19 protein-coding genes and 1 tRNA gene are annotated in these 21,411 nt (G+C 65.6%); 14 read left to right on the top strand and 6 right to left on the bottom strand.

The window, feature by feature from the left end; translation table 11 throughout:
- Positions 1-39: 39 nt before the first annotated feature.
- The 13 genes from CXZ10_RS02665 to CXZ10_RS02725 all read left to right on the top strand — a co-directional run bounded on the left by CXZ10_RS02665 (position 40) and on the right by CXZ10_RS02725 (position 14,250).
- A complete protein-coding gene (locus CXZ10_RS02665) occupies positions 40-777 on the top strand; it encodes a ubiquinol-cytochrome C chaperone family protein (RefSeq protein WP_143741460.1) in 738 nt (245 codons plus the stop codon).
- Positions 774-1,319, top strand: coding sequence for a YceD family protein (locus CXZ10_RS02670; protein ID WP_101287398.1), 546 nt, complete (start codon positions 774-776; stop codon positions 1,317-1,319). The genes CXZ10_RS02665 and CXZ10_RS02670 overlap by 4 nt, the downstream gene beginning before the upstream one ends.
- Before the next feature lie 114 nt (positions 1,320-1,433).
- The gene (gene plsX, locus CXZ10_RS02675) at positions 1,434-2,498 is read left to right on the top strand and encodes a phosphate acyltransferase PlsX (RefSeq protein ID WP_101287399.1); all 1,065 of its coding nucleotides are present in this window, start codon (positions 1,434-1,436) and stop codon (positions 2,496-2,498) included.
- 2 nt (positions 2,499-2,500) lie between these two features.
- Entirely contained in the window at positions 2,501-3,472 is a 972-nt protein-coding gene (locus tag CXZ10_RS02680; RefSeq protein WP_101287400.1) for a beta-ketoacyl-ACP synthase III, read from the top strand.
- A gap of 150 nt (positions 3,473-3,622) precedes the next feature.
- Positions 3,623-3,943 (top strand): integration host factor subunit alpha, encoded by a 321-nt coding sequence (locus CXZ10_RS02685; protein ID WP_101287401.1) that lies wholly within the window; start codon positions 3,623-3,625, stop codon positions 3,941-3,943.
- Between the two features lie 178 nt (positions 3,944-4,121).
- The gene (locus CXZ10_RS02690) at positions 4,122-4,772 is read left to right on the top strand and encodes a MerR family transcriptional regulator (RefSeq protein WP_101287402.1); all 651 of its coding nucleotides are present in this window, start codon (positions 4,122-4,124) and stop codon (positions 4,770-4,772) included.
- Between the two features lie 102 nt (positions 4,773-4,874).
- Positions 4,875-4,952: transfer RNA gene (locus tag CXZ10_RS02695), tRNA-Pro, on the top strand.
- A 406-nt stretch (positions 4,953-5,358) separates the two neighbouring features.
- A complete protein-coding gene (locus CXZ10_RS02700) occupies positions 5,359-6,378 on the top strand; it encodes a LacI family DNA-binding transcriptional regulator (protein WP_143741461.1) in 1,020 nt (339 codons plus the stop codon).
- A gap of 108 nt (positions 6,379-6,486) precedes the next feature.
- Positions 6,487-9,072 carry a phosphoenolpyruvate--protein phosphotransferase gene (gene ptsP / locus CXZ10_RS02705; protein WP_101288330.1) on the top strand — a complete coding sequence of 862 codons (2,586 nt, stop codon included), beginning with the start codon at positions 6,487-6,489 and terminating at the stop codon, positions 9,070-9,072.
- Positions 9,073-9,091: 19 nt separating this feature from the next.
- Positions 9,092-10,861: a PTS glucose transporter subunit IIBC gene (gene ptsG, locus CXZ10_RS02710; RefSeq protein WP_101287404.1), complete on the top strand. Its 1,770-nt coding sequence runs from the start codon at positions 9,092-9,094 to the stop codon at positions 10,859-10,861.
- Between the two features lie 158 nt (positions 10,862-11,019).
- A complete protein-coding gene (locus tag CXZ10_RS02715; RefSeq protein ID WP_342212712.1) occupies positions 11,020-12,579 on the top strand; it encodes an NAD(P)/FAD-dependent oxidoreductase in 1,560 nt (519 codons plus the stop codon).
- The gene (locus CXZ10_RS02720) at positions 12,572-13,876 is read left to right on the top strand and encodes an NAD(P)/FAD-dependent oxidoreductase (protein ID WP_101287406.1); all 1,305 of its coding nucleotides are present in this window, start codon (positions 12,572-12,574) and stop codon (positions 13,874-13,876) included. Before CXZ10_RS02715 ends, CXZ10_RS02720 begins: the two co-directional genes overlap by 8 nt.
- Positions 13,873-14,250 carry a DUF1667 domain-containing protein gene (locus CXZ10_RS02725; RefSeq protein ID WP_210199826.1) on the top strand — a complete coding sequence of 126 codons (378 nt, stop codon included), beginning with the start codon at positions 13,873-13,875 and terminating at the stop codon, positions 14,248-14,250. The genes CXZ10_RS02720 and CXZ10_RS02725 overlap by 4 nt, the downstream gene beginning before the upstream one ends.
- On the opposite strand, the gene CXZ10_RS02730 is transcribed toward CXZ10_RS02725, so the two are convergent.
- Entirely contained in the window at positions 14,244-15,722 is a 1,479-nt protein-coding gene (locus tag CXZ10_RS02730) for an undecaprenyl-phosphate glucose phosphotransferase (RefSeq protein WP_101287408.1), read from the bottom strand. The two genes, CXZ10_RS02725 and CXZ10_RS02730, sit on opposite strands and share 7 nt — an antisense overlap.
- Positions 15,723-15,828: 106 nt before the next feature.
- A complete protein-coding gene (locus CXZ10_RS02735; protein ID WP_101287409.1) occupies positions 15,829-16,398 on the bottom strand; it encodes a polysaccharide biosynthesis/export family protein in 570 nt (189 codons plus the stop codon).
- A 204-nt stretch (positions 16,399-16,602) separates the two neighbouring features.
- Between CXZ10_RS02735 and CXZ10_RS02740 the strand changes: the two genes are divergently transcribed.
- Positions 16,603-17,943 (top strand): P-loop NTPase family protein, encoded by a 1,341-nt coding sequence (locus tag CXZ10_RS02740; protein ID WP_101287410.1) that lies wholly within the window; start codon positions 16,603-16,605, stop codon positions 17,941-17,943.
- Between the two features lie 49 nt (positions 17,944-17,992).
- On the opposite strand, the gene CXZ10_RS02745 is transcribed toward CXZ10_RS02740, so the two are convergent.
- From CXZ10_RS02745 to hemB, 4 genes are all read right to left on the bottom strand, one after another.
- Positions 17,993-18,205 (bottom strand): DUF2842 domain-containing protein, encoded by a 213-nt coding sequence (locus CXZ10_RS02745; RefSeq protein WP_101287411.1) that lies wholly within the window; start codon positions 18,203-18,205, stop codon positions 17,993-17,995.
- A 72-nt stretch (positions 18,206-18,277) separates the two neighbouring features.
- On the bottom strand, positions 18,278-19,564 hold the full coding sequence (locus CXZ10_RS02750; RefSeq protein WP_101287412.1) for an O-acetylhomoserine aminocarboxypropyltransferase: 1,287 nt from the start codon (positions 19,562-19,564) through the stop codon (positions 18,278-18,280).
- Between the two features lie 145 nt (positions 19,565-19,709).
- Positions 19,710-20,246: a hypothetical protein gene (locus CXZ10_RS02755; protein ID WP_101287413.1), complete on the bottom strand. Its 537-nt coding sequence runs from the start codon at positions 20,244-20,246 to the stop codon at positions 19,710-19,712.
- A gap of 1 nt (position 20,247) precedes the next feature.
- Positions 20,248-21,237 (bottom strand): porphobilinogen synthase, encoded by a 990-nt coding sequence (gene hemB / locus CXZ10_RS02760; protein WP_101288331.1) that lies wholly within the window; start codon positions 21,235-21,237, stop codon positions 20,248-20,250.
- Between the last annotated feature and the right edge of the window lie 174 nt (positions 21,238-21,411).

Consider the following 21,411-nt stretch of genomic DNA (forward strand, 5'->3'; position numbering starts at 1 on the left):
ATCTCGCCTCAGTCGCCAGACCGCTCGGCACGGCACCTTTTGGCGCCGGAAGCCGCACAAGACGGCTTTGAGCTTATGCTGACTCTACGCTTGGCAACTTGGTTACCTTGCGCTAGGTCACGAGGCAACGTCAATTCGCGCGCCCGGTGCGGTTTCCTGTCGATCACCGTGCTGGAATCGGTCTTCGGGGAAGGAAACGGCAAAACTATGGTGTTCGGCCTATTCAGGCGAAAGAGATCGTCTCGCATCGCTCCGCTCTACGAAGCGCTGATGCGGGCATCACGCCAGCCGGTGTTTTATGCCGAACTCGGGGTCGCCGATACCGTCGAGGGGCGGCTCGAAATGCTGATGCTGCATGTCGGCCTCACCGTTCATCGCCTGTCCCAGGAGACTGCCGGGCGAGAGACGGCTCGCCGTCTCAGCGAACTCTTCATCGACGACATGGAACGGTCGTTGCGTGACATCGGGTACGACGACAGCGGCCTGAAGCGTCGTCTGAAGAAAGTAGCGGGAGCCTTTTATGGCCGGGCGGAAGCAACGGCGGCGGCCCTTGCCTCAGAACGTCCGGAGGCGCTCGCCGAGACGCTCCTGCGCAATGTCTATGGGGATGCGGCGGCTGATCCGGCGCACGTCGCCCGTCTGGCCGCCCATGTCACCGGCTTTGCGCGAGGTCTGGCCGACACGCCGGTTGACGACCTTGCCGCCGGGGACTTGCCGTTCTCGACCCAATCACCCATTTCTGCCGGCGAGCCGGCATTTTCGGATATCAAGTCATGACCGAAGCAGCCAAGATCCCCTTTTCCCGCGTCTTCGCATGGAGCGGGGTGCAGCCGCGTGGCACGCCGGTGAGTTTCGAGGCCAGCCCGGCGGAGTGCGAAGCCATTGCCGACGCCCTGGGCATTCTGAAGGTCACCAGCGCTTCGGCTGAACTCACCATCTCGCCGTTCCGCAAGACTGGCTTCAAGATGGTGGGTGAGGTGCGGGCGGAGGTCGAACAGGCCTGCGTCGTCACCCTCGACCCGGTGCCCGAGAGCATCCGCGAGACCGTCGACCTGCGCTTCCTGCCCGAAAGCGAAATCGAGCCGGTTTCCGAAGAGATCGAGGTCGACATCGATGCCGAGGATCCGCCGGAGCCGATCCTGGGCTCCACTGTCGATCTCGGCGTGCTGACCACCGAGTTCATCGCGGTCGGCCTCGATCCCTATCCGCGCAAGCCGGGTGTCGAGTTCACGCCCTTCATCGAGGACGACGGCAGCGAAGATGAAGCGGAATCGCCGTTCGCCGGCCTCGCCGGGCTGAAGGACAAGGGCGCGTCGTGATCGCAGGCGCGTCGTCCGGCGGCGGACGGCGCGCATTTTGGTGTTGTTTCCTGGGGGGGAATGGTTATCTTCCCGCCCGATCAATTTCGGCGGTCGCCGCGCTTCCGAGGATACATGGCCGAACCCCTTATCATATCCATCGACGTCATGGGCGGCGACTTCGGGCCGTCGGTGACGCTCGCCGGCGCTGACCTCGAGCTGACGAGGCGCCCGGATCTCCGTTACGAACTGTTTGGCGATGAGGCGGTGGTGCTGCCGATGCTGGAGCAGTATCCGAGGGTCAAGGCCGCCTCCCGCTTCCATCATTGCGAAGTGACCGTGGCCATGGACGAGAAGCCGTCCAGCGCGCTGCGTCATGGCCGCTGGAAGTCGTCCATGTGGCGGGCGATCGAGGCGGTGAAGAAGGGCGAGGCGCATTTCGCGGTTTCCGCCGGTAACACCGGCGCTCTGATGGCCATGTCGAAGTTCTGTCTTCGCACCATGGCCAACATCGAGCGCCCGGCGCTGGCGGCGCTCTGGCCCAACCTCAAGTCGGAATCGATCGTGCTCGACGTCGGGGCGTCCATCGGCGCCGACGCCCAGCAGCTGATCGGCTTTGCCGTGATGGGTGCGGCCATGGCCCGGGCGCTGTTTCATACCGACGTCGCCTCGGTTGGTCTGCTCAATGTCGGCGTCGAGGACGTCAAGGGCAACGAGGAGGTGAGGGCGGCCGGCCAGATCCTCAAGGAAACGGCGCTTGCCAACCTTCAGTATGAAGGCTTCGTCGAGGGCGACGACATCGGTCGCGGCCGGGTTGATGTCATCGTCACCGAAGGTTTCGCCGGCAACATCGCCCTGAAGACGGCGGAGGGCACGGCCAAGCAGTTGACGAGCTATCTGCGCACGGCGCTCGGTCGCACCTGGCTGACCCGCATCGGTTATTTCCTGGCGCGCGGCGCGTTCCAGGGGCTCCGGGAGAAGATGGACCCGCGCAAGTACAATGGCGGCGTCTTCCTCGGACTGAACGGCATCGTCATCAAGAGCCACGGCGGAACCGACGCCTTTGGCTTCGCGGCCGCGCTCGATCTTGGCTACGACATGGCCCGCAACGGCCTGATGAGCAAGATCGAGACCGACCTTGCACATTATTACCGGGAGCAGGCAGCCATAAGCCTTGCCGCCGGCGAGAAAGGAAGCTGAGCGTGATCCGCAGCGTCATTCTGGGCACGGGAAGCTACCTGCCCGCCAAGGTCCTGACCAACGAGGACCTCACCAAGATTGTCGACACGTCGGATGAGTGGATCGTTCAGCGCACGGGTATCCGCGAGCGCCATGTCGCCGCCGATGGAGAGATGACCTCCGACCTTGCCGCCGCTGCTGCCGCCAAGGCGCTCGAAGCTGCCGGTGTGTCCGTCGACGAAATCGATCTCGTTCTGCTCGCCACGGCGACGCCCGATCGCACCTTCCCGTCGTCGGCCGTCGAGGTGCAGCGCAAGCTCGGCGTCACCCACGGCTTTGCCTTCGACCTGCAGGCCGTCTGCTCCGGGTTCATCTACGCGCTCACCGTTGCCGACAGCCTGCTGCGCACCGGGCTTGCCCGCAAGGCGCTGGTGATCGGTGCCGATACCTTCTCGCGCATCCTCGATTGGAATGACCGCACCACCTGCGTGCTGTTCGGCGACGGTGCCGGCGCGGTGGTGCTCGGCACTGAAGAGGGCGAGGGCACGGTGATCGATCGCGGTCTGCTCGCCGCCAGTCTCAGGGCCGACGGACGCCATGTCGACAAGCTGTGCACGGACGGCGGACCGTCGATGACCGGTGCTCCCGGCCATGTGCGCATGCATGGTCAGGAAGTGTTCAAGTTTGCCGTTGGCGGCGTCGGTGACGTCATCAAGTCGGTGTTCGAGGCGACCGGATTCGACGGCGCCAGCATCGACTGGTTCATTCCCCATCAGGCCAACCGCCGCATCATCGAGGGATCGGCCAAGAAGCTCGGGATACCCCTGGAGAAGACCATCATCACCGTCGAGGGGCATGCCAACACCTCGGCGGCAACCATTCCGCTCGCGCTGGATTTCGCGGTGCGTTCGGACAAGGTCAAGCGCGACGACGTGGTGCTGTTTGAAGCGGTCGGCGGCGGCCTCACTTGGGGAGCGGTAATCCTCCGTTGGTAGCATGCCACGGTTTTTTGTTTGTTTGGAAAGACTTGCGCGAAAAATGGATTGACCGCATCCGTAACTGGCACTACGTTCGTCGCCTGTGTCTTTGGATCTCGACCGTCGGCCAGATCCACGGTCGACTGGAACAACGGGAGCTTGCGGTCCATGGGGGGCAAAACTGTAACCCGCGCCGATCTTTGCGAGGCCGTGTACCAGAAGGTCGGTCTGTCGAGGAGTGAGTCGGCTGAGCTCGTGGAATCGGTGTTGCGCGAGATTGCCGATTGCCTGGTAACGGGCGAAACCGTAAAGCTCTCGTCCTTCGGCACATTCTCGGTCCGCTCCAAGACCGAGCGCATCGGCCGCAATCCGAAAACCGGCGAGGAAGTGCCGATTCTTCCCCGGCGTGTGCTGGTGTTCAAGCCCAGCAATGTCCTGAAGACGGAAATCAATGGCGGGGATGCCTCTTCCGTTCAAGGCGACGACTGAGAGCGGGCCGGCAAAAGGCCGGTCCACCCTAGAATTTCATTATAATACAGATTGCTAGCCACCGTTCTTCGCGTTGCCGTGAGAACGGGCTTGGCTTCTTTCGCTTGTCGCTTCTATAGTAGAGCGCTTTGCGATTCCGGTCTTCGAGACCGAGTACGGCATCAGGTCGAGCGGCGGCGTGGAAAAGGCAACGGACGCGTTTAGGACAATCAGCGAGGTTGCGGAAGACTTGGATCTTCCGCAGCACGTGTTGCGATTCTGGGAGACCAAGTTCAACCAGATTCGGCCAATGAAGCGCGGCGGCGGCCGCCGTTACTATCGCCCCGACGATGTCGAGTTGCTGCGCGGTATCCAATATCTGCTCTATGGCGAAGGCTACACGATCAAGGGCGTTCAACGCATCCTGAAGGAGCAGGGCGCCCGCTTCGTGATGGAGGTCTGGCGCCATCCCGGCGAGCCGATACCCTCGGCCCCGAACGCCGAGATGGCGGACGAAGTCGATACGGCGGTGGATGAAGCCGAGTTTGAAGCGGACGAGCCGGAGGTGGAGGTGGCCCCGCCGCCGCCGCGCGTTGCTCCCCGCGCCGAACCTCGGGTGGAGCCCGTGCTGTCGCGCGCGCCGGAGGTGGAAGAGGAGCCGCTGCCGGCCGGTATCCTTCCCGAGAATGCCAGCCGTGGCGGTTTCCGCTTCATGGAACGCTTCCGGACAGCGCCGGAACACGCACAGCCGTCGGGTTCCGGCGGCCTGTCGCGCGAGGATATCCGGCGCCTGCAGTCGACGTTGTTCGAGCTCCTGGAGTGCAAGCGCCTCCTGGACCAGACGCGCTGATACGCCCTCTCTCTGGGGGAGGGGTGAAATTAGCACTTGTCCCGCCGGATCGAACCGGCTAAATCCCTCCCGTCCGGCGGCGACGCTTGGACGATGATGGGACGGGCAGTAGCGCAGCCTGGTTAGCGCACGTGTCTGGGGGACACGGGGTCGGAGGTTCAAATCCTCTCTGCCCGACCATTCCTTTCCCCCTTGAAGTGATCAACCGATCTTGAGACGCACCGGTCGCCGGGGCGAGCCTTGCTCGCGCGGTGGAGCGGTCGGCTGCAGTGTGGACCATATCCCGCAGGATGTTCCGTCTTGCCAAGGCTCCACGCCCTTGGCGATGGCAAAGGGCGAACCGCGCTTTCTCACCGCTGCGGTTTTTCCGAAATCGACTCGCCAAACTTGATAGCGGATTACTACATATCTTCCAAACCGGTTCGGACTCCTTTATTTCTCTCGTTGAATTAATCCGCAAGCTGTCGATGGCAACCCAAACTTTCTCCGGAATAGGCGGGTGTCTCGTACGGGGCGGGTTTCCAAACCGGTTCGGAACCTTGGATTTGTCAGGGTACGTGTCCGGCCGTGGCTTGGAGGGCCTGCGGTGAACCTGAGAGAGCTCGCGCAGCATCTGGGATTGTCGAAGACGACCGTCAGCCGGGCTCTCAACGGTTTTTCGGAGGTCAACGAGGAGACGCGCCTGCGCGTCGTCGAGGCGGCGCGGCGTTTCAACTACACGCCCAACGTCAGTGCCAAGCGTCTCGCCACCGGTGAGACCGGTGCGTTCGGCGTGGTTCTGCCCGGTGCTTCCGCCGAAATGGCCGATCCGGTGTTCGGCGAGTTCCTGGCCGGGCTTGCCGATGGGGCAGGGCGTTGCGGCCGCGATCTCTACGTCAACGCCACCTTCGACGGCGAGGAGGCCGGCTATCGCCGCCTCGCTCGCGCCAAGGCGGTCGACGTGATGATCCTCGCCAATCTCAAGATCGATGATCTCCGCATACGCCTGTTGTCGCACCTCGGGCTGCAGACCGTCACCTGCGGCCGCACCGCCGGGTCGCTCATCTATCCGCACCTTGACATCGATCATGAGGACGGCGTGCGTCGGGCCGTGGAACTGCTGGCCGGCCTTGGTCACAGGACGATCGCGCTCGTCAGCGGTCCCGCCGACCTCTCGGCCTCCGAGCAGCGCATGGTCGGCTGGCACGCCGCTCTGAGTCGCCACGGTCTTTCGGCCGCAGCCCATCTTTTCACCGCCGGCCCGTCCACCGAGGGCCATGGCTATCGTGCGACGCGCGCGCTGCTCGATGCGCCGACGCCGCCGACCGCCTTCGTCTGCGCATCGATGTTCCTGGCCTCCGGCTGTTGTCGTGCGATCGGCGACCGCGGGCTCAGGATAGGTGAGGACGTTTCGATCATTGCCCACGATGACGGCCTTGCGACCGTGCGGCCCGAAGCCTTCGAGCCGGCACTCACCACCACATTCTCGTCGATTCGCGCCGCGGGCATCCGTGTCGCCGAGCTTGCCGCCCAGTTGGTGGGCGGCTCCGATCCGGCTGACCTCACCGAGGTCTGGCCGGTCGATCTGATCTTCCGCGACAGTGCGCAAGCGCCGCCGCGACGATGACGGCGGCCCTGGAGCCGAAGGCATCGAGAACAGTTGAAGAAAACAGGGCGCTATCGCCGCCTGATGGAGAAACCCGAGATCTGACGGAGTCTTGATGTGGTTGATCATGTGAAAAACGCGTCCGGCGGCGGCAAGCCGCTCGACGCGAAGGACGGTCTTTACCTGCGCGCACCGATCGGCGGCTGGCTCGTATCCATCGCCGACGTGCCGGATCCGGTGTTCAGCGGCAAGATTCTCGGTGACGGCTTTGCCATCGACCCGACCGATGCGACGTTGCGCGCGCCGTTTGCCGGCGTGGTCACGTCGGTTCACCGTGCCCATCACGCGGTGACGCTGAGGGCCGAGGACGGTGCCGAGGTTCTGATGCATATCGGCCTCGATACGGTGGCGCTCAAGGGCGAGGGCTTCACGCCGCATGTCGCTGAAGGTGACCGCGTCAAGACCGGCGATCCGCTGATCAGCTTCGACATGGACGTCATCTCGCAACTGGTGCGCAGCCTGGTCGTTCCGGTGGTGCTGACCAACGGTGAGCGTTTTGCTCTGGCTGTTTCGGCTGCCGATCGGGAAATCGCCGCCGGCGAGGCGGTCGCCACGATCGCTGCGCAAGGCGAGGCCCTGTCGGCTCCGGCCGGAGCGTCGGACGGCGCGGCGATCACGGTCAAGGTGCGGGTTGCCGATCCCAACGGCATCCATGCCCGTCCCGCCGGTCTTGTCGCCGAGGCTGCCAAGTCCGGCACGGCCGAGGTGATCATCCGCTTGGGCGATCGCAAGGCCAGCGCCGCCAGCCCCGTCGGGCTGATGCTGCTGGGTGCCCAGCACAATGACGAGCTGACCATCGAGGCCAAGGGCGCCGACGGCGCCGAGGTTGCCAACCGCATCGCCGCGCTTCTGGGCGGACCGGAGCTGGCTCAGACTTCCGCTCCCGCCGCCGCGCCGCAGGCGGCCGTCGCGCCTGAAGTCGCCGTTGCCCCTGTTTCCACCGCCACCCCCGAGCTCTGGGGACCCGGCGTTGCCAAGACCATCGACGGCACGACGGCATCGCCGGGCCTTGCCGCCGGTGTCTCGGTGCGCATCACGTCCGAGGATTTCGAGGTTTCGGAAACCGGCGCCGACGTCGAGCAGGAAATCAAGGAGCTGCGCGCCGCGCTCAAGACGGCCGCCGCCGACATCGGCGCCAAGATCGCCGCCAGCAAGGGACAGCAGGCTGAGATCCTCACCGCCCATCTGTCCTTCGTCGAGGACCCGGACCTGCGCGACGCCGCCTGGACGATGATCCGCGACGGCAAGAGCGCCGCCTACGCTTGGAAGACGGCCATCGATCGTCAGGTCGCAGCGCTGCGCAAGCTCGGCAACCCCGTGCTGGCCGAGCGCGCTTCCGACCTTGAGGATGTTCGTCGCCGCGTTCTGGCCATCCTCTTGGGCGTTTCCGGCTCGGCGACGGTGCTGCCCGACGACGCGATCATCTTCGCGGCCGATCTGCTGCCGTCGCAGTTCGCCGATCTGGACCTGACGAAGGTTGCCGGAATCGTGCTGGCCTATGCCGGTCCGACCGCGCATGTTTCGATCCTCGCCGCGTCGAAGGGCATTCCCGCCATCGTCGCCGCCGGCGTCGGCGTGCTGTGCGTACCCGATGGCCAGCCGGTGGTTCTCGATGCCGACCAAGCGACGGTGCGGATCAACCCGCCGGCAACCGACCTTGCCGACATCAGGGCCGCCGTGGTTCGCCGCCGCGAGCGTCTTGCGGCCAACCGCGCCGCCACCCAGGACGATTGCTACACCGCCGACGGCAAGCGCATCGAAGTGGTCGCCAACCTCGGCGGTCCGGCCGATGTTGCGGTGGCACTCGAGAGCGGCGCCGAAGGTTGTGGCCTGATGCGGTCGGAGTTCCTGTTCCTCAACCGCACCTCGGCGCCGAGCGAGGACGAGCAGTACGCCCAGTATCAGGCCATCGCAGACGGCCTGAAGGGACGGCCGCTGATCATCCGCACGCTCGACGCCGGCGCCGACAAGGACGTGCCCTACGCCAACCTGCCGAAGGAGGAAAACCCCGCCCTCGGCCTGCGCGGCGTGCGCATGAGCCTCTGGCAGCCCGAGCTTCTCCGGACGCAGATCCGCGCCATCCTCAGGGTGAAGCCCTACGGCCAGTGCAAGATCCTTCTGCCGATGATCGCCACGCTCGCCGACCTCAGGGACGTGCGCCGGGTGATCGACGAGGAGATGAAGGCGCTCGCGCGTACCGCACCGATCGAGGTGGGCATCATGGTCGAGGTTCCCTCGGCGGCGCTCATCTCCAAGACGCTGGCTGCCGAGGCCGACTTCCTGTCGGTGGGCACCAATGATCTTGCCCAGTACACGCTGGCCATCGACCGGGTGAACCCCCGCCTCGCCAAGCAGCTCGACCCATTCCATCCGGCAGTCTTGAGGCTGATCCAACTGGCGGTCGAGGGAGCGAAGGCGCACGGCCGCTGGGTTGGCGTCTGCGGTTCGCTCGCCTCCTTCCCGCTCGCCGCGCCGGTGCTGATCGGCCTCGGCGTTACCGAACTGTCGGCGACATCAGGCTCGATCGCCGAGATCAAGGCGATGGTGCGGACGCTCGACATCGACAAGTGCAAGGCGGTTGCCGAAGCGGCGCTCGCCCTCGAATCCGGCGAGGCGGTGCGCCGAATGCTCGCCCAGTCCTGGCCCGAAGTTTAAGTCTCGGAGATCGTAGATCATGTTCAAGTCCGCATTCGGAGTGCTGCAGCAGATCGGCAAGGCGCTGATGCTGCCCGTGGCCGTGCTGCCGGTCGCCGGCCTCTTGCTCGGCATCGGCGCGTCCAACTTCTCCTTCCTGCCGGAGATCGTGTCGCAGGTGATGGCCAAGGGTGGCGACGCCATCTTCGGCAACCTGCCGATCATCTTCGCCGTCGGCGTCGCCCTCGGCCTCGCCAAGAATGACGGCGTCGCCGCCATCGCGGCCGTCGTCGGCTACTTCGTCATGACCGCGACGCTCGGCGCCATGGCCGTGTTCCTGGACGTGCCGGTGCTCGCCGGCAAGACGGTGCCGACCATCGACACCGGCGTGTTCGGCGGCATCATCATCGGCGCCATCGCGGCGTCGCTGTTCAACCGCTACTTCCGGATCCAACTGCCGTCCTACCTCGGCTTCTTCGCCGGCAAGCGCTTCGTGCCGATCGTCACCGGTCTCGCCGCCATCGTCGCAGGCGTGGTGCTGTCGTTCGTCTGGCAGCCCGTCCAGGCCGGCATCGACATCTTCTCGCACTGGGCGGCCGAGAACGACCCGCGCCTTGCCGCGACCGTCTACGGCTTCGTCGAGCGCCTGCTGATCCCGTTCGGCCTGCATCACATCTGGAACGTGCCGTTCTTCTTCGAGATCGGTTCCTTCACCGATGCCGCCGGCAAGGTGGTCCATGGCGACATCAACCGCTTCTTCGCGGGCGACGCCACGGCCGGCATCCTGTCGGGCGCCTTCCTGTTCAAGATGTGGGGCCTGCCGGCCGCTGCCATCGCCATCGCCCATACCGCCAAGCCGGAGAACCGTCTCAAGGTCATGGGCATGATGATCTCGGCCGCCCTGACCTCGTTCCTGACGGGCATCACCGAGCCGATCGAGTTCTCGTTCCTGTTCGTCGCCCCGGCGCTTTACGCCGTGCATGCCGTGCTGGCCGCCACCACCCAGTTCGTGGCCAACACGCTCGACATCCACATGGGCTTCACCTTCTCGCAGGGTGGCATCGACTTCCTGCTGTTCAACGTCTTCGGCTCCAATGCCCATAACTGGTGGATGACGCTGATCCTCGGGCCGATCTATGCCGCGATCTATTACGGCGTGTTCCGCTTCGCCATCCAGAAGTTCAACCTGAAGACCCCCGGCCGCGAAGACGAGACCGTCGCTTCGGACGTTGTCGGCGAAGCCGTCGATGGCAACGATCGCTTTGCCACCGCACGCAAGCTGGTCACCGCCTTCGGTGGCGCCGAGAACATCACCAACCTCGACGCCTGCATCACCCGCCTGCGCGTCGGCGTCGCCGACATCGCCAAGGTGAACCAGGCGACGTTCAAGGACATGGGCGCCGCTGGCGTCATGGTGGTCGGCCAGGGCCTGCAGGTGATCTTCGGCACCCAGTCGGAGAACATGAAGACCGACATGGACGAGTATCTGCGTTCGATGCCCTCTGGCGGGGCTGCTCCCGCCGCCGTCGCGGCGCCGGTCGTTGCCAAGGCCGCTGCTGGTGCTCCGTCGGCTGCCGCCAGGCTGAAGGCAGATCAGATGATCGACGCCCTCGGCGGTCGCGCGAACATCGTCTCGGTCGAGGCCGTGTCGGGCAGCCGCGTGCGTGTCGAAGTGGCCGATCCCAAGCGGTTCGACCAGTCACTGGTCAAGAAGGCCGGCGTGCGTGCCGTGGCGACGCTGGGCGCCGCCAACTACCACCTGATCGTCGGCGATGACGCCGGCGAAGTGGCTCAGGCTCTGTCTGCCTGACGCTTCTATAGCCGCCGGTCTCGAACCGGCGGCGTCCTCAAGTTCTACGGCAACGCCGCTTTCCCGAGGGGAGGGCGGCGTTGTTTGTTTGCCAGGGCTATTTGGACTGGCGAGATCCCTGAATAGGCGTTCGTACCGATCCGAAAGCTTCGCTTGGCATGATACGAAAGAAAAATCGAACCAAAACGAAGATCAAGCGAACTTTGTCGGAGACGGAGAGAAGCATGGCGGGAAGCTTCGGACCGGGGCCTCTTCCGGACAGTGCCGACGTCGTCGTCATTGGTGGTGGCGTGGTCGGATGCGCCATCGCCCGCGAGCTTTCGCGCTTCGACCTGTCGGTGGTGCTGATCGAGCGGTCGCCGGATGTCGCAACCGGCACCTCCAAGGCCAACAGCGGCATCCTGCATGCTGGCTTCGACGCCGATCCCGGCACCTGGAAGGCGCGCCTCAACGTGCGCGGTTCGCGGCTTTACGCCGAACTCTCAGAGGGGCTCGGCATTCCGCGTAAGGCGACGGGATCCCTCGTGGTTGCCAAGGACGCCGCTCAGATGGAAACCGTGGCGGAGCTCCGCCACCGTGGCATCGACAATGGCGTGCCGGGCCTGGAGATATGGACCCGCGACCAAGTCATTGCCCACGAGCCGAACATCTCTCCCGACATGGCCGGCGCGCTCTGGGCTCCGACCGGCGCCATCGTCTGCCCGTTTCTGGCGACCGTCGGCTTTGCCGAGAACGCCATCCGCAACGGCGTGCGCATCGTCACCGAATGCACCGTGACCGGGATTGATATGGCCGACAGGCAGATTGTCGGCGTGCGGACGACGCGAGGCCGTATCGCGACTCGGTTCGTGGTCAATGCCGCCGGCCTCCACTCGGGCGAGGTGGCGCGTCTTGCCGGCGACGACAGCTTCACCATCAAGCCGCGCCGGGGCGAGTACATCCTGTTCGATCGCAGCGTCGGCCAACTGGTCAACACGGTGCTGTTCCCGACGCCGGACAAGGTATCGAAGGGCATTCTGGTGGCGCCCACCGTGCACGGCAACGTGTTCATCGGCCCCGACGCCACGGAGATCGACGACCCCGAGGATCGGGAAACGACGGCCGCCGGTCTCGGTGGTATCATTGCCGGTGCCCGCCGCATCGTGCCGGGCCTGCCTTTGGGCACGGCGATCACCGAGTTCGCCGGCCTGCGCGCCGCCGCTGGCAAGGATTTCATCATCGGTCCGTCGCCCGCAGCCCGCGGTCTGGTCCATGCTGCAGGCATCCAGTCGCCGGGCCTCACCTCGGCGCCGGCCATCGGCGAAGTGATCGTCGAGATGTTGCAGGACGTCGGTCTGAGGCTCAAGCCGAAGGCGAGCTTCGTGCCGGTCAACCCGGAGAAGCCACGCTTTCACGACCTCGACCGCGAGTCTCAGGCCCTGTTGATTGCCAGCGATCCCTTGTTCGGTCGCGTCATCTGCCGCTGCGAGACCATTACCGAGGCAGAGATCGTCGCGGCCATCCAGTCGCCCTGCGGCGCCCGTACCGTCGATGGCGTCAAGCGACGGGTGCGAGCCGGCGCCGGCCGCTGTCAGGGCGGCTTCTGCGGACCGCGCGTCACGGCGATTCTCGCCCGCGAACTCGGGATACCGATCACCGCCATCCGCAAGGATTCGATCGACTCCTGGCTGTTCCTGTCGCGCGCCACCCTCGAAGCCGGGGAGGCCAGCCATGCGTGAGTTCTCCTATGACGTGGTGACCATTGGCGGCGGCCCGGCCGGCATGGCGGCGGCGCTTGCAGCCCGGGAAGCCGGTGCGGCGCGGGTGCTGATCATCGAGCGCGACCGCGAACTCGGCGGCATCCTGCAGCAGTGCATTCACAACGGTTTCGGCCTCAGGCGCTTCGAGGAGGAGCTGACCGGACCGGGATACGCCCACCGCTACATCGACATGGTCAGGGCGAGCGATATCGACGTCTGGCTCGATACGACGGTACTCGCCGCCGAGCCGGATGGCGTCATAACCTCGGTCAGCCCGCATGCCGGGATGACGATCGTCAAGGCGAAGTCCGTGGTCTACGCCATGGGCTGCCGCGAGCGGACGCGCGGCGCCATCCGTACGCCGGGCAGCCGCCCGGCCGGCGTGTTCACCGCCGGCGCCGCCCAACGCATGGTCAACATGGAAGGCTATCTGCCGGGCAAGGAGGTGGTGATCGTCGGCTCCGGCGACATCGGCCTCATCATGGCTCGCCGCATGACCTTCGAGGGCGCCAAGGTGAAGGCCGTCTTCGAGATCATGCCATATTCCAACGGCCTGACGCGCAACATCGTCCAGTGTCTCGAGGACTTCGGCATTCCCCTCTATCTCGGCCACTCGGTGACGGCGATCCATGGCAAGGACCGGGTGACCGGCGTCACCGTGGCTCAGGTGAACGACAGGCTTGAGGTGATCGACGGCACGGCCTTCGATATCGCCTGCGATTGCGTGCTGCTGTCGGTCGGGCTCATTCCCGAGAACGAGCTGGGGCGGGCCGCCGGCCTTGCTCTTGACCCGATTACCGGTGGGGCGCTGGCCGACCAGTTTCGTCAGACGGCGACTCCCGGCTTCTTCGCAGCCGGCAACGTGCTGCATGTCCACGATCTCGTCGACTGGGTGTCGGAGGAGGCGGCAATCGCCGGCCGCTCGGCGGCGCGTCACGCCCAAGGCGAGCTTCCCTTGTCGGGCTCTCAGCGATCCGTCGCGGTGGGGGAAGGGCTGCGCACCGTCGTGCCGCAGCGCCTGTCCGCCTTCGAGCAGGGGAAGATGAGCGTCCGCTTCTATTTCCGGGCGGCCAAGCCTATGGGGGCGTCGCTGTTGCAGTTCTGGGCTGACGGCGTGCTTGCCTTCGAGCGCAAGCTCCGCGTGGTCAAGCCGAGTGAAATGATCGTCGCCGACATTCCGGTCCGCAAGATCGGTGACGCCGCGACGCTGGAGTTCCGCGTCCTGCCGGCGCCAGAGAAGATCGAGGCGGACGACGAGATCGAGGAGGAGGCATGATGGCGCGCGTGGTTCATGCCATCCAGTGCATCGGCTGCCCGATCGGTTGCGGTGGCGAGGTGATCGTCGAGAACGGTAGCGTCTCGGAGATGACCGGCTTCACCTGCAACAAGGGGTTGGCCTATGCCGCCGAGGAGGTGGTGTCGCCCAAACGCATGGTGACGACGACGGTGCGGGTGTCGGGCGGAAGCCTGGGGCTGTTGCCGGTTGTCTCCGCCAGCCCGGTACCGAAGGAGCGCATCTTCGACTGCCTGCGCCTGTTGCGCGGCATGTCGGTTGCCGCGCCGATCGCCGAGGGAACGATCGTCGTGTCGGACGCGCTGGGGCTCGGTGTCGACTTCCGCGCCGCCCGCGACATCTCGTCCGTTCAGTAGGCGTTTTCCTGGTTGAGGATGCGAACCGGCGTCAGCATGAGTATGTAGAGGTCGAACAGCACCGACCAGTTCTCGATGTAGTAGAGGTCGTGCTCGACGCGTGCCTGGATCTTGTCAGGCGTATCGACCTCGCCTCGCCAGCCGTTGATCTGGGCCCAGCCGGTGACACCGGGCTTCACCTTGTGGCGGGCGAAATAGCCGTCCACCACCTCTTCCCAGAGCTTGTGCTCGGTATGGGCATTGACGGCGTGCGGACGCGGGCCGACCAGCGACAGGTCCCCCTTCAGCACGTTGAAAAGCTGTGGCAGTTCGTCGATCGATGTCTTGCGGATGAAACGCCCGACCGGCGTCACCCGCGGATCGCCGCGCGTCACCACCTTCTCGGCCTTGATGTCGGCCTGGTCGGCATACATCGACCGAAACTTCATCACCGAGATCACCTCGTTGTTGAAGCCGTAGCGCGGCTGGCGGAACAGGATCGGTCCCTTCGACGTGGCCTTTACGGCGATGGCGGCGCCGAGCATCACCGGCGACAGCGCGACGATGGCGAGGCTGGCGATGGTGACGTCGAACAGCCGCTTCGACACCTGCGACCAGCCGGTAATCGGCCGATCGAACAGGTCGAGGAAGGGCACCCGGCCGATGTAGGAGTAGGAGCGCGGCCGAAGGCGAAGCTTGCTCGAATGGGCCGAGAGGCGGATGTCGACCGGCAGCACCCAGAGTTTCTTGAGAAGCTGCAGGATGCGTACCTCGGCCGTCTGCGGCAGCGCGACGATCACCACGTCTACGGCGGCGAGGCGGGCGAAATCCACGAGATCGGAGGTGTTGCCGAGCTTGGGAAAGCCTTGCTGGTTCTCGGGGCTGCGGTCGTCGTTGCGATCGTCGAAGATGCCGAGGATGGCGAGTTCGTTGCCGCCGGTCTCTTCCAGGGCGGTGATCAGCGACTCGGCCATGGCGCCGCCGCCGAGGATGACGGCTCGCTTCTGTAGGCGACCGGCGCGCGTGAGACGACGGGTGACCGACGCGGTGACGGCGGAGGCGAGGCCGAGCGCCAGGACACCGACCACGTACCAGACCACGAACCACAGACGCGCGACGTCGGGCAGACCGTCACCGATGATCAACAGCACCGAGACGAAGCCGAAGACGCTCGACCAGGCCACCAGCAGCTTGGCGAATCGCCGCGAGTGGCGACGCAGGAGCGACAGGTCGTTGGCGCCCAGCGCCTGGGCGACGAGCAGGGTCAGGAAGGCGGTGCCGATGGGAACAGCCGCCGTCAGACCGGCGAGCGATACCGAGAACACGGGCAGCAGGCCGACGCCGACGGCAGAGAGGCAGAGCCACTCAAAGGCCGCAGCGGCGCCACTCACCAGCGATGGGGCGATGGAAGCGTCCCGATAGTTTCGGGCAACGGTTTCTGCCGCCGTCGTGAGGTGGGGTTCCGACCCGGTGGCCAGCTCTTTGGCGCTCATCGCAACTCATCCCGGTGATCAAGGCAAACGAAGTCGCCATTCTGATCTGAAAGTCCTGAAGTGGAGTAAAATTGCTAGGAAATAGTCTGCTTTTAAAACATCGTTCTTAGAACAGCCGCTGGGCAACCCGCAGAACGTCGCCGGGCCGGACAAGGGCATTCGGCGGCAGTGTTCCCGTGTAGATTTTGCCGTTCAGGCGGCGCGACACTTCGATGCCGCGTTCGCTGGCGCGCGAGGTGAAGCCGCCGGCGATGGCCACCGCCGTCTCGACGGTCATCGTGTTGACATAGGTGTATTGGCCGGGGTTGCGCACCTCGCCCATGATGAAGAAGGGGCGGTAGGTGTCGACTTCCACCGTCACGTCGGGATTGTTCAGATAGCCCTTCTTGAGGCCAAGCGTCAGGGCTCCGGCCAGCTCCTGAGTCGTCAAACCACGCGCCGTGACATTGCCGACGAGGGGGTAGGCAATATAGCCGGCCTGATCGACGGTGAAGGTTCCGGAGAGTGCGGTCTGCTCGAAGACCGTCACCCGCAGCTTGTCGCCGCTATCGAGCCGGTAGGGGCCGTCGAGCCCGTCCGGAACGGACGGGCGCGCACCTGCCGGCTGCCGCCGGGGCGCAGTGGTGCAGGCGCCGAGGCCGAGCAGAGCCAGACCGAGAAAGGCGCGTCGCTGCATGCGAATGTCCCCATGAAATCAGCGCAAATTCCGCGAACGACCCTAGTCCGGTATGGTTAAGGAAAGGGAAATGCCGCTTAACACTTCTTTCCGAAACCTTACCGCAGTGGAGAAACCGGCCGCTCCGGTAACATTTTCGAGATGCTTAACGGGCTGGTTACCATACCCGCCCATGCTTTTCGCATGGATAGGCAAGCTCGACCCATGAATGTGTTCGGCGTGGCCCCCGCTGGCGAAGCGGGTGACGGCCTGCGTCCGTCTGTTCTGCGGTCCGCCCTCAGGCGGAAGGCCGTTCTGCTTGCACTGGCGGCCTCGGTGGCGTTGGCGGCGTTTGGCGCTCTCTCGGCGCTGCCATCGGGCGTCGAGATTCGCGCCCGCCTCGCCATCGATCGAAAGGGAACGGCCGAGAGCGTGGTCGACGCCGCCTTCCTCGAGTCGCAGGCAAAGCTCATCACCTCCCGCGACACGTTGCGCCGGGCGGCTAGCGAACTTGGGATCACCGATGCCGGCACCCTGTCGAAGCCGCCGCTCTACGGGCGCGTTTTGACGGCTTTGGGCATGGGGGGCAAGCTCGTGTCCCCGGAAGAGCGGCTGACCGACACCCTGGCGGCTGGCTTCTCAGCCCAGCCATCGGGACGCGGCCGGTCTATCGACATTCGCTTTTCGGCCGAGAATGCTGACCTCGCCATTCGCTTCGTTGATCGGGTCATCGCCGACTATCTCGCCTTGCAGGGCACGAGTGGTGGTGTCGGGGCACGGCTGGTTTCGGGCGCGGCGCCGGTGGAACTGGCGCCGGGCGTTTCGCCCTGGGCGGGCGCGGCGCTGGCCGGCCTGTCGGTGCTGGCCCTCGGTGGAGCCGCCGCCGCCCTTGGCCTCTGGCGCCGGCGCGAAACGGGCGAAATGCTCGAGGAGACGCCGCTGGCTGTTGGCGTGCTCGAACCCCTTAATTTGAAGGACACGGGCGGCGAAACGGCGCTAGTGGAAGACGCCGCGGCAGCGGCCTCCTCTTCCTCTCCACCAGTTGCCATTCCCGGTGTCGATCTTGCCGAGCGGCGGCGTGTGGCGGTTGCCAGTTTCGGAGAGGGCGGCGAGAACCGCCGCCTCATCGATGAGCTTGCCCTGGCCGGTGGTTTCAACGGTGCCCGCATCGTCGTCGTCGACGCGAGTCGACGCACCGATGATCGGCCGGGACTTGCCGAGCTCCTGATCGGAGAGGCTGATTTTTCCGACGTCATTCAGCGCAACGCCGCCTCGCGCGCCCATGAGATCGGCCCCGGCCTCAGGTCGTTGGCGGCGCTTGCCAATGACACCGAGGCGGCCATGCTGCTTGAGACGCTGGAGCAGACCTATGACTTGGTGCTGATCGACCTCGGTCGATTGCGGGCCGACCCGGCCTTCACGCTGTTTGCCCGGCTCGCGGGGCAGCTCATGCTGACTGGAGAAGCCGATCCGGCCGCCGTCGACACGCTGCTTGCCGCACTCGGTCGCCGGGGCGTCACCAGCATCACCCGTGTGGCGACCCCGGCCGGCGAACTGGCGGCCTGAGCCCTCGCCGCCCAACCTACATCCGGCTAAGGTCGGCAAGCGCGTTCGCCTAGACTCGGCGGTCCGCCCTGGCCATCCAGGCGATGAGCAGGCCGGCCGGCGGCACCCAGAGCAGCCCTGCCAGCAGATAATAGACGAGCTGCCACCAGAAGTTCACGCCCGGAAGCATTGCGACGGCAACCACCATGGCAATGAGGGCGTAAATCGGAACGGTGATCACCAGAATGATGGTGCCAAGGAGCTTCCTGAGACTCGGCGACACGCGTGCCTCCGCCTTCTATGGACACATCACTCGCGCGGAAAAGTGGCCCCACCTTTCCGCGCGACGCTTTGGTCAGTCGATGTGGGACAGCGCCTGATCGAGATCGGCGATGATGTCGGCCACGTCCTCGATGCCCACGGAGAGGCGGACCACGTCCGGCCCGGCGCCGGCGGCCACCTTCTGCGCGTCGGTGAGCTGGCGGTGGGTGGTGGAGGCGGGATGGATCACCAGCGAGCGGGTGTCGCCGACATTGGCGAGGTGGGAAAACAGCTCGACGCTCTTCACCAGCGTCACGCCGGCGTCATAGCCGCCCTTCAGCCCGAAGGTGAAGACGGCGCCGGCGCCCTTCGGGGCATATTTCTGTTGCAAGCCGTGGTAGCGATCGCCCGGCAGGCCGGCATAGGACACCCAGGCCACCTTGGGGTGATCGGACAGGAACTCGGCCACCGCCTTGGCATTGTCGGCGTGGCGCTGCATGCGGAGCGGCAGCGTCTCGATGCCGGTCAGGATCTGGAAGGCGTTGAACGGCGAGATGCACGGGCCGAGATCGCGCAGGCCCAGCGCCCGGCAGGCGACGGCGAAGGCGAAGTTGCCGAAATTCTGGTGGAAGACGAGGCCATTATACTCGGGCCGCGGCTCGCAAAGCATCGGATACCGGTTCTCTCGCGACCAGTCGAAATTGCCGGCGTCGATGATGATGCCGCCGAGTGAGTTGCCGTGGCCGGCCAGGAACTTGGTCAGCGAGTGGACGACGATGTCGGCGCCATGTTCGATCGGACGGCAGAGATAGGGCGTCGCCAGCGTGTTATCGACAATCAGCGGCACGCCGGCGCGCTTGGCCACATGGGCCACGGCGGCGATGTCGGTGACGATGCCACCGGGGTTTGCGATCGATTCGATGAAGATCGCCTTGGTGCGCGGCGTCACCGCCTTCTCGAAGGAGGCGGGGTCGGCCGGATCGGCCCAGACGACGTTCCAGCCGAAGTTCTTGAAGGCGTTGGAGAACTGGTTGATCGAGCCGCCATAGAGCTTCCGGGAGGCGATGAACTCGTCGCCGGGTTGCAGCAGGGTGTGGAAGACGATGAGCTGCGCGGCGTGGCCGGACGCCACAGCGAGCGCAGCGACGCCACCCTCCAACGCCGCCACGCGCTCTTCCAGCACCGCCTGCGTCGGGTTGGTCAGGCGGCCGTAGATGTTGCCGAAGGTCTCGAGGCCGAACAGCTTCGCTGCCTGGTCCACATCCTCGAAGACGTAGGACGCCGTCTGGTAGATGGGGGTGATGCGAGCGCCGGTGGTCGGGTCCGGAGCGGCGCCGGCATGGATGGCAAGCGTCGAGAATCCGGGGGTCTGTTCGGTCATCTGTCTCTCCCTCATCGCCTCTCAAGCCTTGTTCGCCGTTCGCGAAAGGGCGCAACCGACAACAAGGCTGCGGATCGGCGGGCACGTCGGCCGGCATTTGGGCCGACACCCTAATCCTTCGACCGGCGGGGAGACAAGTGCGGCGTCAGTCTCGGCGTCTGCCTCCGGCGAAGCGTCTTGCCGCCAGCATGGCGGCGGCAAGAAGGGCGCAAAGGAGGCCTCCGACCAGCGCGGGGTGCGGCCGGCCGATCATCGCGGCGAGGAAGCCGAGCGGGGTTATCTCGACCCTGAGGCGCGCCCTGCCGCTTTGGACGGCCGCTTCATCCTCCAGCCAGAAGCGTTCGAGGACATACAGCCGTGCCTCGCCGAGCGGCCGGCCCCCGAACTCCAGACCCAGCAACTGCCGCCGACCGTCCAAGTCGTCGCCAAAGGCGCACCGCAGCCGGCCGAGCCTGCTGCCGGAGTCGTCGATCTGCAAGTAGCCGATCTCGATGACGCGGCCCAAGCTGCCGGAGCGCTGGATATGGTCGGCGACAAGGTCGCCGCGCTCCTCGAGGGCGGGCAAGGCGTCGAGACAGACGTGGGCGTCGCGGTAGCCTTCGGCCAGCCACCACGTTCCGGTCGCCAGCACCGCACCGATCGCGGCGGCGGGGCCGATCCTGAGAAGGCGAGCCGCTCGCACGTCAGCCTTTCAGCTTGCGGGCAACGTCACGGGCGAAATAGGTGAGGATGCCGTCGGCGCCGGCCCGCTTGAAGGCGAGGAGGCTTTCCATCATCGCCCGCTCACCGTCCAGCCAGCCGTTGCGGGTCGCCGCCATGATCATCGCGTACTCGCCGCTGACCTGGTAGGCGAAGGTCGGCACCTGGAACTCGTCTTTCAGGCGACGCAGAATGTCGAGATAGGGCATGCCCGGCTTGACCATGATCATGTCGGCGCCCTCGGCGAGATCGAGCTCGGCTTCCTGGACTGCCTCATCCGAGTTGCCGGGGTCCATCTGATAGGTACGCTTGTCGCCACGTAGCGTCTTGCTGGTGCCGATGGCGTCGCGGAACGGCCCGTAGAAGGCAGACGCATATTTGGCCGAGTAGGCCATGATCTGCACATGCTCGAAACCGGCATCGTCCAGCGCGGCGCGGATGGCGCCGACGCGGCCGTCCATCATGTCCGAGGGGCCGATGATGTCGGCGCCGGCCCGTGCCTGGTTGAGCGCCTGCTCGCACAGAACGGCGACCGTCTCGTCGTTGAGGATGACCTCGCCCTCGAGGAGGCCGTCGTGGCCGTGGCTGGTGTAGGGATCGAGCGCGACGTCAGTCATCAGGCCGATGTGGGGAACGGCGGTCTTGATGGCGCGAAGCGCGCGGCAGACGAGATTGTCCGGCGACAGTGCCTCGCTGCCGTTCTCGTCGCGCCTGGCAGGATCGGTATAGGGGAAGAGGGCGATGGCCGGAATGCCGAGGGCAGCCGCCTCGGCGGCATCGCGCACCGCCTCGTCGACCGACAGCCGCTCGACGCCGGGCATGGAAGCGATCGGCGTCCGCACGCCGACGCCGTCGATGATGAAGATCGGCCAGATGAGGTCGTCGACCGTGATGTTGGTTTCGCGCACGAGACGGCGCGACCAGTCGGTCTGGCGCAGCCGGCGCATGCGGCGGCCGTTCAGGATGGCGCGCATGTCGGGCGCGGCGGCGCCTTTGGAGAAGGGAGTGTTCGCGGTCATGGTGGGAGGTCCTGCCTGCGGAAAGCGGTGCCGCTTTAGCACGGCTCAGCCTGTCGCTCTATACGCGGGTCGTGATTTGATCGATACTCCGGCGCAAAAATGAGGCAGCCCGACAGACTGAAAGGATAA

The sequence above is a fragment of the Pleomorphomonas diazotrophica genome, from assembly GCF_002844595.1.
GTDB lineage: Bacteria > Pseudomonadota > Alphaproteobacteria > Rhizobiales > Pleomorphomonadaceae > Pleomorphomonas > Pleomorphomonas diazotrophica.

Coding starts and splice junctions, on each gene's coding strand:
- CXZ10_RS02725 (WP_210199826.1), top strand. CDS start 13,873: ATGATGGCGCGCGTGGTTCATGCCATCCAGTGCATCGGCTGCCCGATC.
- CXZ10_RS02715 (WP_342212712.1), top strand. CDS start 11,020: ATGATACGAAAGAAAAATCGAACCAAAACGAAGATCAAGCGAACTTTG.
- CXZ10_RS02740 (WP_101287410.1), top strand. CDS start 16,603: ATGAATGTGTTCGGCGTGGCCCCCGCTGGCGAAGCGGGTGACGGCCTG.
- CXZ10_RS02735 (WP_101287409.1), bottom strand. CDS start 16,398: ATGCAGCGACGCGCCTTTCTCGGTCTGGCTCTGCTCGGCCTCGGCGCC.
- CXZ10_RS02670 (WP_101287398.1), top strand. CDS start 774: ATGACCGAAGCAGCCAAGATCCCCTTTTCCCGCGTCTTCGCATGGAGC.
- CXZ10_RS02720 (WP_101287406.1), top strand. CDS start 12,572: ATGCGTGAGTTCTCCTATGACGTGGTGACCATTGGCGGCGGCCCGGCC.
- plsX (WP_101287399.1), top strand. CDS start 1,434: ATGGCCGAACCCCTTATCATATCCATCGACGTCATGGGCGGCGACTTC.
- CXZ10_RS02750 (WP_101287412.1), bottom strand. CDS start 19,564: ATGACCGAACAGACCCCCGGATTCTCGACGCTTGCCATCCATGCCGGC.
- ptsG (WP_101287404.1), top strand. CDS start 9,092: ATGTTCAAGTCCGCATTCGGAGTGCTGCAGCAGATCGGCAAGGCGCTG.
- hemB (WP_101288331.1), bottom strand. CDS start 21,237: ATGCGCGCCATCCTGAACGGCCGCCGCATGCGCCGGCTGCGCCAGACC.
- CXZ10_RS02730 (WP_101287408.1), bottom strand. CDS start 15,722: ATGAGCGCCAAAGAGCTGGCCACCGGGTCGGAACCCCACCTCACGACG.
- CXZ10_RS02685 (WP_101287401.1), top strand. CDS start 3,623: ATGGGGGGCAAAACTGTAACCCGCGCCGATCTTTGCGAGGCCGTGTAC.